Here is a 16080-nt window from a genome sequence, read left to right as displayed (position 1 = left end):
AAGGGCTGTTACGACATTGTCATAACAGCCCTTTTTGTATATTTTAACTGAAGATTATTTAGCTAATAATTCTTCTACTTTTTTACTTAGCTCCTCACCTCTTAAGTTCATCGCAAGGATAGTTCCGTTACCATCTACAAGATAGTTAGCAGGGATCCCTTCGATACCATAATCTGCAACGATAGGATCTTCCCAGAACTTTAAGTTAGACACTTGAGTCCAAGTTAATTTATCTGTTGCAATCGCTTTCTTCCATGCAGCGTCTTCTTTATCGATAGAGTATCCGATAATATCAAACCCTTTTGCGTGATAAGCTTCATAAGCTTTTACAACATTAGGATTCTCTTGACGGCAAGGTCCACACCATGCTGCCCAAACATCTACCAACACTAGCTTCTTTCCTTGTAAAAAAGAGGATAGAGTTAATTCTTTTCCTTCTGGAGTAAGTGCTTTAAACTCTGGTAATTTTTCTCCTACTGATAATCCTTCTGCTTCTTCACCTTCGTCTACTAATTGACTTAAACGCTCAGCCACTCTCTTACCTATCTTAGATTCTTTTAGTCCTTTAGAATATTTATCGTACTCTGCTTTAAATTCTGCTGGCGTTTTTTCTCCCGCAGGAATCATTTGATTTAGTAAAAACATTCCGAAAGCATTCCCCTCATTCTCTTTAGCGTATTTGTCTAAAATAGTTTTAGGAGCTACTAACAATTCTTCGTACTGAGCTTGTAATTTTTTAAACTCTTCAGAATCTGTTTGACCACTCTGAGCCATCATCATCATTTGCATTCCATTCTCATCAGAGAACTTCATAATCTTCTCTGCATAAGGATTGATTTCATTTTGAAACTTCTGAAGTTTCTCATTGTTCTCAGTTCCACCAACAACAGTCTTCTCTGGTGTTTCTTTATCAATCTTGATTGTAATCGTTCCTGGTTCACCTAAGAAAAAGGCATTAAACCCTTGCTCTCCTTCACTTTTAATACTTAAAAAAGCTTCGTCTAACTCTGTAAACTTATGTTCGATAGATACCTTCCCACCTACGATAGTTCCTTTAGCTACCTCTGTAGGCACATCTTTACCTACCTCTACAGCTAATATTTCTACTTCAGTATTATCAGGGAAGTTACTAGCAGTCACTTCAATAACACTTTTTTTCTCACACGATGCAAATACTAATGCGGCGATAAGAAAAACTCCTAATTTTTTCATTTAAATATGTTTTTTATTTTAATCCTTAAAAATAGACATTATTTTAAACGAACCCCCTTATTTTTACATACTTTTTAAAATGATTAACTAAATACTATTATGCTTACCCTATAAATGCCTTATACAGTTCTATAATTGTAATAAAAAAAGCTAGCATGAACATACTCATGATAGCTTTATATTTTCTAATTACTTAGCTAAGATTTCTTCTATCTTCTTACTAAGTTCTTCTCCTCTCAAGTTCATTGCTAGAATAGTACCATTCCCATCTATTAAGTAACTTGCAGGAATTCCCTCTATTCCATAAATCGGTACAATAGGATCATCCCAATACATCAAATTAGAAACCTGAGTCCAAGTTAACTTATCTACTTGAATAGCTTTTTTCCAAGCTACTTCTTCTTTATCTAGTGAATACCCTATAATATCAAAACCTTTATCGTGATATGCTTCATACGCTTTCACTAGATTAGGATTCTCTTGACGGCATGGTCCACACCACGAAGCCCATAGATCTACTAAGACTAACTTTTTACCTTTTAAGAAATCCGTTAGGGTTAATTCTTCGCCTTCTGGTGTCAGTCCCTTAAAGTCAGGTAACTTACCTCCAATAGCTAAGTCTCCTTCTGCTCCTGTTAATAGCGACTGTACCTTCTTACCTAATTTTGTCTTTTTTAACTGTGCAGGGTATTTACTAAACTCTTCTTTTAGTTCGTCTAATGACTTCTCTTTCGAGCCTATCTTTTGAGAAATCATTAATAGCCCTAAAGCAGTTCTATTGTTCTCTATCTCAAATTTATCTACTAATTTAGAAGTCTCTTCTGTCAATACATTATATTGTTGTTTCAGTTTTTCTATGACTGCGGGATCGTTATCACCAGATGCATTATTAAGTACCGCCCCATTCTCAGTTAGAAACTGTGTCAGTTTATCAGAATAAGGCTTCATCTCATTTAAGAACTGTTGTAACTTTATATTATTCTCAGTTCCACCAATGATAGGGCGATCAGGATGATGTTGGTCATATTCAATGGTAATTTTACCAGGTTCTCCCATAAAGAAAATGCTATGCCCTACCTGTCCCTCCTCTTGGATAGAAAGAAAAGCTTCATCTATTTCTGTAAACGGATTCTTAAGGCTCACCTTACCATCCACAATAACTCCTTCTGCTACCGCAAACGGCGTATCTTGACCAATCTCTTTAGACAGTATTTCTACTTTTGCATTATCTGGAATATTCTTCGTCGTAATTTCAATTACATTTTTATCTTGGCACGATACAAATACCAATGCGCCAAAAAGCAATATACTTAACTTCTTCATTTGGATATTTTTTATTTACAGGTTAAAAATAGATATTATAAAGGAGTAATCCCCATACTTTTGTTGACTTTTAATCACAATTAACCTTTCGCATCAGTATATTAACAAATTTGGCTAAAAACTTGTATTATTCTGCTAAAAACTTGAATCACAACAAATCTATTCCACCTTCTACCTTAGCAATAAGTGTCTAAAACCCGAATTATGCAATAGACATATAAACGAAAAGTAATTAAACAAAATAGGTCTGAATTAGTGATTAAAGCATACTATAGTATGGTTTTAGAGCTAATGAAAGAACTATGAAGTAGAATTGCTTTGTAGTATTTGGCTAATGCGTAATTTGGGTTAAAGAGCATATTCTAGTTTCAAAAAAAAACTGCTATAACCTAAAGTCATAGCAGTTCTAAGATATACTTACTGTATCAATTATTTTACTAACAGCTCTTTTATTTTTTCTCCTAATTCATTTCCTCTCAAATCCATTGCTACAATAACACCATTACCATCAATTAAGTAATTCGCAGGAATCCCTTGTATACCATAATCTGCAACAATCGGGTCTTTCCAGAACTGTAGATTAGAAACTTGTGCCCAAGTTAACTTATCTGCTGCAATAGCCTTAACCCAAGCTACTTTATCCTTATCTAAAGAATATCCTATAATGTCAAAACCAAGCTTATGATAGTCTTCATACGTTTTGACAACATTTGGGTTCTCTTGACGACAAGGACCACACCATGAAGCCCACACATCTACAAGCACTAGTTTCTTCCCTTCTAAAAAAGAGGATAGCGTTAATTCTTTATCCTCAGGAGTAAATCCTTTAAACTCTGGTAATTTATCCCCTATTTTAAATGTAATAACCTCTTTCCCTTCATTTTCTACTAAATCATTGATACGTGCTTCTACTCGCTTACCGAATTTAGATGTTCTCAATGCTTCTGGATATTTGTCAAAATCAGCTTTATACTCCACTAATGATTTCTCTTGCATATTCATCAATTCTACAAACATGATCAATCCAAATACGTTATCTCTATTTGCTGCTTCATACTTCTTGATTGTTGAATCGAACTCATTTGCAAAACCAGAGTACTCTTCTTTTAACCTCTTTAATTCTTCTTGACCATCATCACTTATTGTTGAATCAGCTAATTCTTGCATTCTTGCCATATTCTTTTCGACGAAAACATTCAATTTTTTTGATATAGGGCGCGTATCTTCCATAAACTGCTGTACTTTCTTATTATTGGCCGTTCCTTCAACAGTACTTTTATCAGGATTATTCTTATCAAATCGAATGGTAATTGCACCTGGTTCACCAATAAAAAGAACGATATGATTCACATCTTCTGACTCTTTTATCGAAAGATAAGCCCATTCTCCCTCTGTAAATGGATTATCTAATACTACCTTACCTCCTACTATATCTCCAGTAGCTACAACTTCTGGTTCATTAAAATCTAAGCTTCTTATATAGACTTCTACTTTAGTGTTATCTGGTAGATTCTCTGTTATTATTTCGATTGTATTCTTCTTCTGGCAAGAGACCATCAATAAAACCAACGCGAACAAAACACTTAACTTCTTCATAATTAATTTTTTAATTAAAACTAAAGTAATAATTATTATATTATATCTACTAATTATAATTTGATTATTATTAGTCTTCTTTGTTTTTTAAAAGTTACTCTTACTTCTCAATCCATTTTTTGAAATCATTTACCTTCTCTCTACTCACGATTAACTCTTCTGATTCTAGATTAATTAGATTTAGCTTTAACCTAGAATTAGAATAGGCATAGATATCTTTAATACTGTTAATAGATACAATAAACTTCCTATTCATTCTAAAGAAATCTGTTGGGTCTACCATCTTTTCTAATTCCTCAAGGCTGTAATCGATAATATAATTACGTCCTTCTGTCGTCTGTACATAAGAGGCTTTATTCTCACTATAGAAACAGACAACCTCAGAGCGCATCACTATTTTTATCTGTGTTCCAACTTTTACAACAAAGCGCTCTTTATACTCCACTGTATTACTAGAATTCATAAATTGCTTAAAGAGATCTAACTGTTGATTAAACCCAAAGAATACAGATCGATTATTCTCAAACTTTTCAATGGCTTGTTTTAATTCTTTCTCTTCAATCGGTTTAAGTAAATAATCTATACTATTCAACTTAAATGCCCTTAAAGCATACTCATCATAGGCCGTTGTAAAAATAATAGAACTATTAATCTTTACCTGTTCGAATATCTCGAAAGACAGACCATCAGACAACTGAATATCTAAAAAGATGAGGTCTGGCTCTTTATTAGAACCAAACCACAGTACTGCCTCCTCGACACTAGAAAGGTTTATCATAGAACTATAACCTAACTTATCTAACTTCCTCTCTAGCGAGCGCGCTGCAGGCTTTTCATCTTCAATAATAACTATACTAATCATGATGATTTAATCTTACTTGGTATTGATATGTTTTTTTTAATCTTTCGAATTCTCTCTTCTCCATTCTCTCTTGCAGCTTAGATAACACAGGTATCTTATCTAGGTATAGAATAATAACTCTGACCAATGCGCATAGAATTAATAGAGAAAAAAGTAAATATGCATTCATTGGGTTATCATTCCCTACTTGTATTCGTACACGTCTAAAATGATAATAATTAGCAAAGAATACAAAGGCAATAATTGCCATATAAACAATAATCTCTATCCCAATACAAACTAAACTGTTATAACGCTTTCTCTGAAGTCTTTGATAGCTCCTTAAAGCTTCTGGTGATATGGTTGACTCTTTCATATACTGTTAGTTCCATTTTTGTGTACCTCCATTATTATGCTTATCCATATACTCCCTAATCTTCTTATCCTCCCAATCTCTACCTAAAAACAGACTGTAATTAAATGTTCTCATCGCATCAGCAGCTAAGCCTATTCCCCATCCAAATAAAGGAATCAATGCCCATGGGAAAGTTGGATTAGTAATCATATTGATCACCATTAAAAAAATATTGACCATGATGAATGTAGTTAAATGAGCATAAAACTTCTTTATTTTTTCTACATTTTTCTTAGCTTCTACTAAGATTTCTTGTTCGTTCTCAGGTACATCTATGATTCTCATCTGTTCTATAATTTTAGTTAGTATTGGTATTCTTACTGTAAAATATTCTTCTGATTCTTCTATAAATACTGGTTTAGAAGTTAGTAGCGCATATCTACTGGCTATATTTTCTAACCCGATTCCTTTTCTACTTTCGAAAGTCTGTTTTTTATTCAATGTATTTTGAATTATTAAATACCCATCAGGACTTTCTTTGATTAGAATATGTATTGGCTTTTGTGAAGAAGATTTATTGTGTTTAATCACGTTTTCTAATAACAACTGTAAAGACAACGGAACTACTTTAGCACCTTCTTGTTTTACCCTTTCAGGCAATTCAAATATTAGACTATCTTCAAATCGCATCTGTAACAGCTCAATATAAGTCTTCGCAAAGGCTAACTCTTCTTCTAAAGGAACTAATTCTTTATTCTTCTGATCTAAGATATAGCGGTAGGTCTTAGATAGGGAATGGTTAAACTCTACTGCTTTCTCCTGATCCTCTTCTATTAATGCCCCTAATACATTTAAGCTATTAAACAAAAAGTGAGGGTCTAACTGGTTCTTAAGGCTTTCAAATTGAGCAGATACATTACCCGTTATTACTTTCTGTTCTTCTATTTGTTGGTCTTTAACTAAAGAAGAAAAAGTAATATGAAAATAGATCGCTAATAGAATAGAATAAAACACAGTGAAGTTTAAAACAGACCTAAAGCCCCCATGCATAAACACAGTAGCGATATGCCCTCCCTCTACAAAGAAACTATTAATCATCTTTAGAAGAATAGCAACACAGAGTATTACTACAAAGTTGATAGCCGTAGTAATCGCTGTAGCCCATCCGATGTTTCGTTCATTCTCTCTTAGATACATATTCAGTCTACCAAAATAGCTCTTCTTTAAATAATAATTAACTCCCAGTACTGCCGAAACAAGTATACTGAAGTAGAATATAAATAAATAGATATCCAAGTAATGAAGATTAAGTACCCTTCTAAACATTAAAAATGTTATCAGTAATACAGCTCCTATCTTTACAATATTATTTTTTTGCTTCATCTTTTAAAACAAGATTAGTCTTTACATTTATTAACTGTTGTTTTTCTTGAAAAACACTTTTTGAATCTCCTGTTCTGTTTATTCCAAACATAGATAAGAAGAATGTTATCAAAAATAAGGTAATGGCAATAATAATTTTCATATCTCTGGTGTTTTTTGTTGAAGCAAAGATGTAATAGAACCTACAACTAAAAAAAAGAAGACTACCGAATTGTCAAGTTTAAGGGATGAACTGTAAAAAGCCTGGTTTTACAGTAAAAAACTGGCTCTCAACTAGGTGTAGCTATTTCGTTAAAATGTAGGTAAAAAGACTGGGTTTTATTCCTCAATAATGAATAATAAGTTTAAATTTGCGTTTCTAATCCACAAAAAAGTTATGGTTTATAAGTTCAGAGTAATCCTTGATACTGAGGAAGATATATTTAGAGACATTGCTATTTTAGAAGATGACTCATTAGAAGATTTACACAATGCTATCGTTAATGCTTTTGGTTTTGACGGAATGGAGGCAGCTTCTTTTTATGCGTGTGATGACCAATGGACTCAACTAGAAGAGGAAATTTCGTTGTTCGATATGGGAGATACCCCTGGAGAACACAAAACAATGAGCTCTACTACTATCAGTTCTATCTTAGATGAAGAAAACACAAAAATCATATATGTATATGACTTTTTAAATATGTGGACTTTCTTCGTTGAATTAGGAGCTATCGAAGAAGAAGAGCCTGGTGCAGCCTACCCAGAATTACTTTTCTCTCATGGTATCTTACCAGATAGTATGCCGGGCAAATCATTCACAGCCAACCCTGTATCGAATGAAGATATTTTCGGAGAATTTGACGATGACTTCGATGACGAAGACTACGATATGTTCGACGGAGATGATAGTTTTGAAGACTTCGGCTACGAAGACACTTGGAACTAATAACTATTAATTTCATTTTTTAATTTATAATTTAAGTGGTATACTACTGCTTAATATATTATTGCCATTATGATCAACTTATTTAATACGCACATTGAAACTCTATCTATCCATAGAGTTGGGAATAAAAGTAGAAATGAAGCTATCTTCTTATCTGCAGAACCTTATAATTTAAACGATGAAATAGCTCCTTTATTAAAAGAGTATTTCTTTAAACCGTTCCGCGAAAAAGAAGAAAGTTATTACCAATTCGCTCATGATGTTGATTTAGAATTCAACGAAATGTACAACTTTGCCAATGAGATTTTTAATGCTCCTTCAGCAGATAACGTACAAGAAGTTGCTAAAAAAATCACACGTCACCTATATGAGCAATCTAACCATCCACATATTAAGAATGGAGAAGTTTATGTTACTTACTTAACAAACTTATCTATTGATAATAATGTTGTAGATGCGATTGGTATCTTTAAGAGTGAGCTTAAAACTGATTTCTTACAATTACAAGAAAAAGATTCTAATCTAGAAATGCTTCTTCTACAAGGAATCAACTTAAACAAATTAGATAAAGGATGTATTATCTTCAACTATAAAAAAGAAGAAGGGTATAAAATCTTAACGATTGACAGTAATAAATATGATGCACGCTATTGGTTAGAGCATTTCTTAAATGTAGATATCTTCCAAGATGAAGCATTTATGACGAAGAAATACCTTAAGTTCTGTCAAGACTTCGCTAAAGATGTAGTGCTTCCTGCTGAAGATAAAAAAGAAGAGGTGATGTTCATGAACCGCTCTGTGAATTACTTTGCTAAAAATGACGAATTTGAAGAAACGAATTTCTTAAACGAAGTAATAGACAATCCTGATTTAGCTGCTGAGTTTAAAAACTACAAAGTGGACAAAGGAGAAAAATACAGTATAGAGGATACTACATCTTTCCCTATTGCAAATAATGCAGTGTCTGATGCTAGAAAGAAACTGAAGAATGTAATCAACCTTGATACTAACATCCAGATTAAACTTGATTTTATCAACCCTGATAGCGCTGATAAATTCGTAGAAAAAGGATGGGACGAGGAGAAACAAATGTATTACTACTTAGTTTACTTTAACAAAGAGCAAAAATCTTAATTAAAGATAATTAAGGCGATTCCACACTGATTTGGAATCGCTTTTTTTTATACCTAATACCTTATAATATGAGAGAATTCAACTATATCTTAATATCAGAGAACACATTTAGCAGTGAGAATCCGTTAGACATTATCAACTCTAATATCTCTGTAGTAAATTACTTACGTAACTCCGAAGTAGGTGATGACGAATTGCATCCTGATGCTTTTGCTAGTTACTGTGTAGATTATTATCTAAACATATTAGAGACAGAAGGACTAGCTGCTTTTATTTGGAAAAGTAAATGGGATCTAGACCTAGTAGAGATTATCCATGCTGGGCTTACCGCTATGGAAGCAAAAGAACACTTAGACTACTTCGAAAAACAAATGCGAAGAGTAAAAGCATTTAGCAATATCAAGCTAAAGAAATTCTTTGACTCAGAATTAGGTAAAGAGAAAGAAACAACTTCTCTACTAGAAGACAACTCGTTTAAAGAAATTACAGAAGATTTAAGAGCACTTAACTCTTCGTGGCTAAAAACACACCCTGATCTAAAAGTTGTAAGCTTAGAAGAAATGCAAAGCATTATTACAGACTTTCTTGATTCAGATTCAGAATAGTAAGCATAAAAAAGCTCCTCAATGTGAGGAGCTTTCTTTTTGTATTATTTACTGAATTCGAACTTTGAAATCTTAAGATCATTACCTTCTTGACTTAGGTAAATCTTCTCTGTAATTGTTTGTGGTTCATTTTCATATTTTACTTTGTACTCAAAATAGAAATCTTTAGTCTTCGCTTTTTTATCTCTATCAGTCATCTCCCATTTATCCATTGTAAAGCTATCTAACTTACCAAACTTCTCTTTTTTAGCTTTTAAGTCTTCTACAAGTTTTGCTTTTTGGTCGCTATTGAAGAAGTCATCATCTACTAAGTTGGGAATAGAATCGTATAACCCTTGTTTAACGTTGTAATAATACCATCCTATAACTTTCTCACCAGCTTGTTGATCCCCCAATTCTCTACTTTTTTTTGCATTGGTACAAGACATAAAAACTAACGCTGCGAATAATAGTGTAAAAACTTTTCTCATAAGAAATACTTTTAATTAATTGTTAAATTCTAAAACTCTCCTGATCTTTTTATTTTACATAAATTTAATAAATAATAATGATTTACACAAATTACCTGCAAAGAATTAACTATTCTTGTTTTTTACCAAAATATGTATAAAACCAAGTTATAGTATATGTGGGTATAAAATCAAGTCCAGGAGACAGCTCTTCGATGAAGTTAACCACAGCTGCTACCTTACCTACTTTACCAGGATACATCTTAGCTAGAATGTAGGCTGACACTGGTGCCCACACCAGATCAGCTATCTCTCCTATTCCAGGTATAGCATAGGATAAGTACCCTATAAGGTCCATAAATATCCCTATAAAAAGCTGTCTATATTTAATTTTATTATTCGTAATCATTTATATTATTTAAGCTTCGTATTGTACTTTGCTTTAAACTTGTCTAATTTAGGCTTTACCACTAACTGACAATAAGGGTTCTTATCTCCACTCTTCTCAAAATAATTCTTGTGATAATCCTCTGCCACATAGAATTTCGTCGCTTCTGATATTTTAGTTACGATAGGATCATCATATACTTTTTCACTATTCAAGATATCTAAATACTCTTTAGCGGCAGCTTTCTGAGCTTCTGTCGTGTAGAATATCTCACTTCTATACTGTGTCCCTACATCTTCTCCTTGTCTATTTAAAGTAGTTGGATTATGACTCGTAAAGAACACCTCTAATAATTCGTTATAATTAATCGCTGCGGGATTATACACTAGCTTTACTACCTCTGCATGGCCAGTTTCTCCTGTACACACCTCTTCATAGGTAGGGTTTTCTTTTTTTCCTCCGATATATCCTGGAAGCACCTCTTCTACCCCTTTTAAGCTTTTATAGATAGCTTCAATACACCAAAAACATCCTGCTCCGAATATTGCCGTTTCTAATTTATTATTTTCCATTGTCTTACTTTCTATTTTCTATTCGTTAATTGTTTTATCTAGCTAGTCATAAGTCATATTAGACTTATATACATCGTCTGTATAAAGATACTTTTTTATTTTAAAAATATATTACTCGTCTTTTAATCATTTTTAGGTTTTTAAAATAGGTAAAAAGCGTTACTTTGTATTTCTAAAATTAAGTAAATGATCAGAGCGACTAATATTCATAAATACTACGATAAACTTGAGGTTTTAAAAGGAGTAGATCTACATATAAAAAAAGGAGAGATTGTTTCTATTGTAGGAGCATCTGGAGCTGGTAAGACAACCTTACTTCAGATACTAGGAACATTAGACAAGCCCTCTATAGAAAGTCAAACCACTCTTTCTATAAACGGTCAAGATATTCTAGGTCTTAAAGACAAAGAAATATCTAAATTTAGAAACTTACACCTTGGCTTTATCTTTCAGTTTCACCAGTTACTACCTGAGTTTACGGCTTTAGAGAATGTGTGTATCCCAGCTTTTATTGCTAATAAAAACAAACAGGAGACAGAGAAGGAAGCTATTCGTTTATTAGAATACTTAGGACTATCTCACCGTATACATCACTTCCCATCTGAACTATCAGGAGGAGAACAGCAACGTGTAGCTGTAGCTAGAGCGCTAATCAATAAACCTCTTGTTATTTTTGCTGATGAGCCATCAGGTAACCTAGACACACACTCGGCAGAAAACTTACATAAGTTATTCTTTAAACTAAGAGATGAATTAGGACAGACATTCGTCATTGTTACGCATAATGAAGAACTAGCGAATATGGCTGATCGCAAATTAACCATGGTAGATGGTCAAATTAAACAAAAACAAAACTTACATGACTAAAGCAGAACTTAAGGAGTTCCTTGATGAAAAGGTAATTCTTTATAACAACCCTACTTTTATTCAGGACGATCCTATACAAATCCCTCATCTATATACACTAAAAGAAGATATAGAAATAGCAGGGTTCTTAAGTGCTACTATTGCATGGGGAAATAGAAAGATGATTATTAAGAATGCACATCGCATGATGGAGCTCATGGGAAATTCTCCTTATGACTTCGTGATGGAGCATCATGATGACCACTTAGAGAGTTTAGACAGCTTTGTGCACAGAACTTTCAATGGTGTAGATTTTGCAACTTTTATAAAAGGGCTTAAACATATTTATAGCAACCACAATGGACTAGAAAATGTCTTTGCAAATCAACAAATGAATATGCAAGAGAGAATTTCTAACTTCAAAAAACTATTCTTCGAGACAGAACATCAGTCGCGTACACAGAAGCATATCTCTGACCCGCTCAAAGGATCTGCTGCGAAACGAATCAATATGTACCTGCGCTGGATGGTCAGGGATGATCATAAAGGAGTAGATCTAGGAATATGGAAACAAATCAGTACAGCTGATTTATCTTGTCCATTAGACGTACACTCTGGTAATATGGCTAGAAAGCTAGGTATCCTAAAGCGAAAACAAAATGACGCAAAGGCACTAGCTGAACTAGATGTGGCTTTGCGTCGTTTCGATCCTATAGACCCTGTCAAATATGACTTTGCCCTATTTGGACTAGGAGCAATTGAGAAGTTTTAATACTCTATGACTTGATAATCAAGTTTTACTTTATTGTAATAAAGTGCTTTTACGATACCATCAGACACCCCTATTTTAGGAACATAGATGTATTTAGCACCACTCCATTTCATGGCGTTATTATAGATGTTTATAGCAGGTATAATAACGTCAGCACGATCTGGGTTCAATCCTAACAAAGAGATTCTATCCTCATAAGACATCTTACTTAGTCGTAGTAATTGTTTGTGTAGATAGAAGTAAGTAAGAGGCTTATCTTGCGTCTTACCAGACATTTTAAAGATCTTATTGATATTCCCACCACTACCGATGACGATTAAGTCTTTTAACTCCTTAGTCTCTTCCTTGATCCACTGCTCTATATCTGTCCATACCTGAGGTTCTACCATATTGTTTAATAGACGTACAGTACCATTTTTAAACGATCTAGAGTTCAATTGTTTTCCGTTAGAGAACAACGTAAACTCTGTACTACCTCCCCCCACATCTATATACAGAATACTATTACTGCTATTAATAAAATGTTTTAGATCAGAAGAAGCGATAATCATAGCCTCTTTTTTACCATCTATGATACTGATCTTTATTCCAGATTCTTTATACACTCTATCCACGATAGATGTAGCATTAGTAGCTTCTCGCATGGCACTAGTAGCACATGCCATAAATCGATCTACCTTATTTACCTTCATTAATAAAAAGAACGCCTTCATTGCATCCACCATACGGTCTTCCGCCTCAGGAGATACCTTTCCTGTAGTGAAAACATCTTGTCCTAATCGAATAGGCACACGTATTAATGAACTCTTACTAAATATAGTCTCTCTTCCCTCCTCCTCCTCGATGATATTCATAATCAACAGTCTCATGGCGTTAGAACCTATATCTATAGCAGCATACTTCTTTATTTTTAGCATATATAATTTCTTCTTTTACTTTAACTTATTTTGATAATACTTATACATTTCTTGCTGAGCATGAAACATATTTTCAGCCGTATATCCTCTATACTTATTAGACAAGTCTGCTGTCTGATATCTCGTCTTATAGTTTCCTTTCCACCCGATATCGAATGTATCGATCAACTCTTGTTTTACTAAATCATCATAGATAGGACAAGTCACCTCTACCCTTTCATCTAAATTTCGAGTCATAAAGTCCGCTGAAGAGATAAACACCTCAGGGTTGTCATTATTCCCAAAAATATAAACTCTAGAGTGCTCTAAGAAACGGTCTACAATACTGATCGCTTCTATATTCTCACTCATACCAGGTACTCCAGGTATAAGCGAACAGATTCCTCTAATGATCAACTGTATTTTAACTCCTGCATTACTCGCTTCATATAGTTTATCGATCATCTTCAGATCTGATAAGCTATTCATCTTTAAGCGAATATAAGCAGGCAATCCATTCTTAGCATTCTTAATCTCTCTTTCTATCAACTTATAAAACCCTTTACGCGTATAGTGTGGAGATACTAATAAATGCTTGTAACGATGTACACGATAGTTCACTTGAAGAAACTCAAATACCTTAGACACATCCTTCATTAGCGAATTATGGCTAGTAAATACAGTCACATCTGTATATACCTTAGCTGTACTCTCATTAAAGTTACCTGTTGAGACAAATCCGTAACGTTTTACCTTTTTATTTTCCAGACGCTCTACTACACAGATTTTGCTGTGTACTTTCAGTCCTTTCACTCCGAATATTAACTGAACTCCTTCTGCCTGCATTAATTCAGAGTAATAAATATTACTCGCTTCGTCGAAACGCGCTTGCAATTCCACTTGAGCGATTACCTTCTTACCATTCTTTACAGCATTAATAAGAGAGCTAATAATCTGTGAATTTTTAGCTAGTCGATACAGAGTTATCTTAATAGACAATACTTGTGGATCTAAAGCCGCTTCACGCAAGAACTTAACTAAATATGAATAAGACTGATAAGGAGTGTAGATCATATAATCACGCTTCTGTATCTGCTGAATAATACTATCCTCAAGGCTTAATCCCTTAACAGCTACTGGTATCTGTTTTGGATAGGTAAGATCCACTCTCCCTGTAGTCGGGAAGCCCATATAATCACGTCTATTATGATATCTTCCAGAGGGAATAATACTATCGTTAAGCTCAATCTCTACGTTCTCTAATAAGAAATCTAACAGCTCATCATCCATCTCCTGATCGTAAACGAAACGCACAATAGCCCCTTGCTTTCTATCGCGTACTCCACTGGAAATCTTCTCTACAAAAGATTTGTGTAAATCTGTATCGAAATCTAGCTCCGCATCACGTGTTACTTTAATCATATAAGCAGATTCTGCTTTTAGATCAAAGATATTAAAGATAGAATCTAGGTTATATCTGATGATATCGTCTAACATCATGATATATTTCTTGCCTGGATCCTCAGAAGGTACTTCTACGAATCGATTAATAATATTCGGAATCTCGATAATAGCATAGCGAACCGAGCTATTATCACGTCTTTGTTTATTAGTACAGTGCTTCTCTACCAGCTTTTCGTCTACTTCTAACTTCACAACTAAGTACCCATGCGTATCCCTTAGAAGAGGGAACTCAGCCAAATCACTTAGGATAATAGTCACTAAGTCAGGAGATACTTGATGCAAGAAAAAGTCTTTGACAAAGGCTTGTTGTTTCTCACTGATCTCTTTCTCATTGACCATAAAGATTCCTTCATCTTCTAGTTTGCGCTCTACATCATGTAAGATACGTACACTTTCTTTTTGAAGTTGAATAACTCTCTCTGTAATTTGAGCCAATAGATCTTTTACAATAACTCCACTTCCCAGTCTTCGATTACTCTCCCCTGTCAATGTCATTCTACGTATAGTGGCATAACGAACTCTGAAAAACTCATCCAAATTATTTGAGAATATACCGATGAATCTCAGTCTTTCTAATAAAGGGACTGTTTCATCACCAGCTTCTTGAAGTACTCTTTCATTAAATGACAACCAGCTTTTCTCGCGGTCGATATACTTGTATTTTGTTGTGTTATTATTATTCATTATTTCTTTAAGTCTCTTGGGAAAATAGTTAATTCAGTTGTCCCCTTTTCTATCTCTCCCCAGTCATTGGTATCAAAGTTAATGATTACAACGCCTGATGTGGGTACATTTTCATAGGTTTCGCTACCAAATTTATTAACAAATTTTGTTATTGCCTCATTATGCCCGAAAAGAATTAGGGTATCATGCTCATTTTTACATTTTTTTATCGCTTTTATTAATCCTGACCGTTCGAAAGTATATACTTCGGGATTATAAATAATATAGTCTAAGTTAATATCCATATTCTGACAGAATATTTTAGCCGTCTCACTAGCTCTTTTTGCAGGGCTACTCCATACAATAACTTTAGCAGGTAAATGCCCCATTAAAGTATGCGATACTAAGTGAGCATCAGCAACTCCTTTGGTCGATATTGGGCGTGACAAATCATCTGTTATAGCGTTCCAGCATGATTTTGCATGTCTAATAAGGATTAGTTTTTTCATAATAGTTTTATTTACGGGTGGTTTATTGTATTTTTTAAATTTATGCGTCACAATCCTTGCCAAGAATTATACAAACATATCTAAATCTAATAAAAAATATCAATATAAAATAAATTTTAAGCTATAAAATAAAAACTTTACTTTTGA

At 33.7% G+C, this 16080-nt stretch carries 18 protein-coding genes; 5 read left to right on the top strand and 13 right to left on the bottom strand.

Annotated features, from left to right (window positions below; genetic code table 11):
• Positions 1–54 precede the first annotated feature (54 nt).
• From MODO_RS05360 to MODO_RS19440, 7 genes are all read right to left on the bottom strand, one after another.
• On the bottom strand, positions 55–1212 hold the full coding sequence (locus tag MODO_RS05360) for a TlpA disulfide reductase family protein (protein WP_039329672.1): 1158 nt from the start codon (positions 1210–1212) through the stop codon (positions 55–57).
• Positions 1213–1401: 189 nt separating this feature from the next.
• Positions 1402–2535, bottom strand: a complete 1134-nt coding sequence (locus MODO_RS05355; protein WP_016649300.1) for a TlpA family protein disulfide reductase — start codon at positions 2533–2535, stop codon at positions 1402–1404.
• Between the two features lie 429 nt (positions 2536–2964).
• Entirely contained in the window at positions 2965–4131 is a 1167-nt protein-coding gene (locus tag MODO_RS05350) for a TlpA disulfide reductase family protein (RefSeq protein ID WP_006261346.1), read from the bottom strand.
• A 100-nt stretch (positions 4132–4231) separates the two neighbouring features.
• A complete protein-coding gene (locus MODO_RS05345; protein WP_006261348.1) occupies positions 4232–4993 on the bottom strand; it encodes a LytR/AlgR family response regulator transcription factor in 762 nt (253 codons plus the stop codon).
• Positions 4986–5348, bottom strand: coding sequence for a hypothetical protein (locus tag MODO_RS05340; protein WP_006261349.1), 363 nt, complete (start codon positions 5346–5348; stop codon positions 4986–4988). Before MODO_RS05340 ends, MODO_RS05345 begins: the two co-directional genes overlap by 8 nt.
• Before the next feature lie 6 nt (positions 5349–5354).
• Complete coding sequence (locus MODO_RS05335; RefSeq protein WP_006261350.1) at positions 5355–6710, bottom strand: 2TM domain-containing protein; 1356 nt, start codon at positions 6708–6710, stop codon at positions 5355–5357.
• On the bottom strand, positions 6694–6852 hold the full coding sequence (locus tag MODO_RS19440; protein ID WP_006260037.1) for a hypothetical protein: 159 nt from the start codon (positions 6850–6852) through the stop codon (positions 6694–6696). The genes MODO_RS05335 and MODO_RS19440 overlap by 17 nt, the downstream gene beginning before the upstream one ends.
• Before the next feature lie 234 nt (positions 6853–7086).
• Here MODO_RS19440 and MODO_RS05330 point away from each other — a divergent pair, with 234 nt between their 5' ends.
• The 3 genes from MODO_RS05330 to MODO_RS05320 all read left to right on the top strand — a co-directional run bounded on the left by MODO_RS05330 (position 7087) and on the right by MODO_RS05320 (position 9374).
• The gene (locus tag MODO_RS05330) at positions 7087–7635 is read left to right on the top strand and encodes an IS1096 element passenger TnpR family protein (protein WP_006261351.1); all 549 of its coding nucleotides are present in this window, start codon (positions 7087–7089) and stop codon (positions 7633–7635) included.
• 69 nt (positions 7636–7704) lie between these two features.
• Entirely contained in the window at positions 7705–8769 is a 1065-nt protein-coding gene (locus MODO_RS05325; RefSeq protein WP_006261352.1) for a nucleoid-associated protein, read from the top strand.
• A 68-nt stretch (positions 8770–8837) separates the two neighbouring features.
• Positions 8838–9374 carry a DMP19 family protein gene (locus tag MODO_RS05320; protein WP_006261353.1) on the top strand — a complete coding sequence of 179 codons (537 nt, stop codon included), beginning with the start codon at positions 8838–8840 and terminating at the stop codon, positions 9372–9374.
• A gap of 44 nt (positions 9375–9418) precedes the next feature.
• Here the strand turns inward: MODO_RS05320 and MODO_RS05315 are convergent, their stop codons facing one another.
• From MODO_RS05315 to msrA, 3 genes are all read right to left on the bottom strand, one after another.
• Positions 9419–9844 carry a hypothetical protein gene (locus tag MODO_RS05315; RefSeq protein ID WP_006261354.1) on the bottom strand — a complete coding sequence of 142 codons (426 nt, stop codon included), beginning with the start codon at positions 9842–9844 and terminating at the stop codon, positions 9419–9421.
• Between the two features lie 109 nt (positions 9845–9953).
• Positions 9954–10232, bottom strand: a complete 279-nt coding sequence (locus MODO_RS05310) for a hypothetical protein (protein WP_006261355.1) — start codon at positions 10230–10232, stop codon at positions 9954–9956.
• A gap of 5 nt (positions 10233–10237) precedes the next feature.
• Positions 10238–10783 carry a peptide-methionine (S)-S-oxide reductase MsrA gene (gene msrA / locus MODO_RS05305; protein WP_006261356.1) on the bottom strand — a complete coding sequence of 182 codons (546 nt, stop codon included), beginning with the start codon at positions 10781–10783 and terminating at the stop codon, positions 10238–10240.
• A 186-nt stretch (positions 10784–10969) separates the two neighbouring features.
• Here msrA and MODO_RS05300 point away from each other — a divergent pair, with 186 nt between their 5' ends.
• Together MODO_RS05300 and MODO_RS05295 are read left to right on the top strand one after the other, a co-directional pair.
• Positions 10970–11650 (top strand): ABC transporter ATP-binding protein, encoded by a 681-nt coding sequence (locus MODO_RS05300; protein WP_006260029.1) that lies wholly within the window; start codon positions 10970–10972, stop codon positions 11648–11650.
• Positions 11643–12401 carry a TIGR02757 family protein gene (locus tag MODO_RS05295; RefSeq protein ID WP_059050948.1) on the top strand — a complete coding sequence of 253 codons (759 nt, stop codon included), beginning with the start codon at positions 11643–11645 and terminating at the stop codon, positions 12399–12401. The genes MODO_RS05300 and MODO_RS05295 overlap by 8 nt, the downstream gene beginning before the upstream one ends.
• On the opposite strand, the gene MODO_RS05290 is transcribed toward MODO_RS05295, so the two are convergent.
• From MODO_RS05290 to MODO_RS05280, 3 genes are read right to left on the bottom strand one after another with little or no spacing between them, the layout of a single operon-like run.
• Positions 12398–13318 (bottom strand): Ppx/GppA phosphatase family protein, encoded by a 921-nt coding sequence (locus MODO_RS05290; RefSeq protein WP_006261358.1) that lies wholly within the window; start codon positions 13316–13318, stop codon positions 12398–12400. The genes MODO_RS05295 and MODO_RS05290 overlap by 4 nt on opposite strands.
• A 15-nt stretch (positions 13319–13333) precedes the next feature.
• Positions 13334–15445: a polyphosphate kinase 1 gene (gene ppk1 / locus MODO_RS05285; RefSeq protein ID WP_006261359.1), complete on the bottom strand. Its 2112-nt coding sequence runs from the start codon at positions 15443–15445 to the stop codon at positions 13334–13336.
• Entirely contained in the window at positions 15445–15933 is a 489-nt protein-coding gene (locus tag MODO_RS05280; protein ID WP_006261360.1) for a SixA phosphatase family protein, read from the bottom strand. The genes ppk1 and MODO_RS05280 overlap by 1 nt, the downstream gene beginning before the upstream one ends.
• Between the last annotated feature and the right edge of the window lie 147 nt (positions 15934–16080).

It is taken from the genome of Myroides odoratimimus, from assembly GCF_001485415.1.
Lineage (GTDB): Bacteria > Bacteroidota > Bacteroidia > Flavobacteriales > Flavobacteriaceae > Flavobacterium > Flavobacterium odoratimimum.
Note: the sequence above shows the minus strand (reverse complement) of the source record. Positions and strands in the feature narration are given on the sequence as shown.

Bases quoted from the DNA above. Each gene is read 5' to 3' on its own strand.
- MODO_RS05340 (WP_006261349.1), bottom strand. From the start codon at position 5,348: ATGAAAGAGTCAACCATATCACCAGAAGCTTTAAGGAGCTATCAAAGA.
- MODO_RS05355 (WP_016649300.1), bottom strand. From the start codon at position 2,535: ATGAAGAAGTTAAGTATATTGCTTTTTGGCGCATTGGTATTTGTATCG.
- ppk1 (WP_006261359.1), bottom strand. From the start codon at position 15,445: ATGAATAATAATAACACAACAAAATACAAGTATATCGACCGCGAGAAA.
- MODO_RS05350 (WP_006261346.1), bottom strand. From the start codon at position 4,131: ATGAAGAAGTTAAGTGTTTTGTTCGCGTTGGTTTTATTGATGGTCTCT.
- MODO_RS05345 (WP_006261348.1), bottom strand. From the start codon at position 4,993: ATGATTAGTATAGTTATTATTGAAGATGAAAAGCCTGCAGCGCGCTCG.
- MODO_RS05300 (WP_006260029.1), top strand. From the start codon at position 10,970: ATGATCAGAGCGACTAATATTCATAAATACTACGATAAACTTGAGGTT.
- MODO_RS05320 (WP_006261353.1), top strand. From the start codon at position 8,838: ATGAGAGAATTCAACTATATCTTAATATCAGAGAACACATTTAGCAGT.
- MODO_RS05310 (WP_006261355.1), bottom strand. From the start codon at position 10,232: ATGATTACGAATAATAAAATTAAATATAGACAGCTTTTTATAGGGATA.
- MODO_RS05335 (WP_006261350.1), bottom strand. From the start codon at position 6,710: ATGAAGCAAAAAAATAATATTGTAAAGATAGGAGCTGTATTACTGATA.
- msrA (WP_006261356.1), bottom strand. From the start codon at position 10,783: ATGGAAAATAATAAATTAGAAACGGCAATATTCGGAGCAGGATGTTTT.
- MODO_RS05280 (WP_006261360.1), bottom strand. From the start codon at position 15,933: ATGAAAAAACTAATCCTTATTAGACATGCAAAATCATGCTGGAACGCT.
- MODO_RS19440 (WP_006260037.1), bottom strand. From the start codon at position 6,852: ATGAAAATTATTATTGCCATTACCTTATTTTTGATAACATTCTTCTTA.
- MODO_RS05325 (WP_006261352.1), top strand. From the start codon at position 7,705: ATGATCAACTTATTTAATACGCACATTGAAACTCTATCTATCCATAGA.
- MODO_RS05290 (WP_006261358.1), bottom strand. From the start codon at position 13,318: ATGCTAAAAATAAAGAAGTATGCTGCTATAGATATAGGTTCTAACGCC.
- MODO_RS05330 (WP_006261351.1), top strand. From the start codon at position 7,087: ATGGTTTATAAGTTCAGAGTAATCCTTGATACTGAGGAAGATATATTT.
- MODO_RS05295 (WP_059050948.1), top strand. From the start codon at position 11,643: ATGACTAAAGCAGAACTTAAGGAGTTCCTTGATGAAAAGGTAATTCTT.
- MODO_RS05315 (WP_006261354.1), bottom strand. From the start codon at position 9,844: ATGAGAAAAGTTTTTACACTATTATTCGCAGCGTTAGTTTTTATGTCT.
- MODO_RS05360 (WP_039329672.1), bottom strand. From the start codon at position 1,212: ATGAAAAAATTAGGAGTTTTTCTTATCGCCGCATTAGTATTTGCATCG.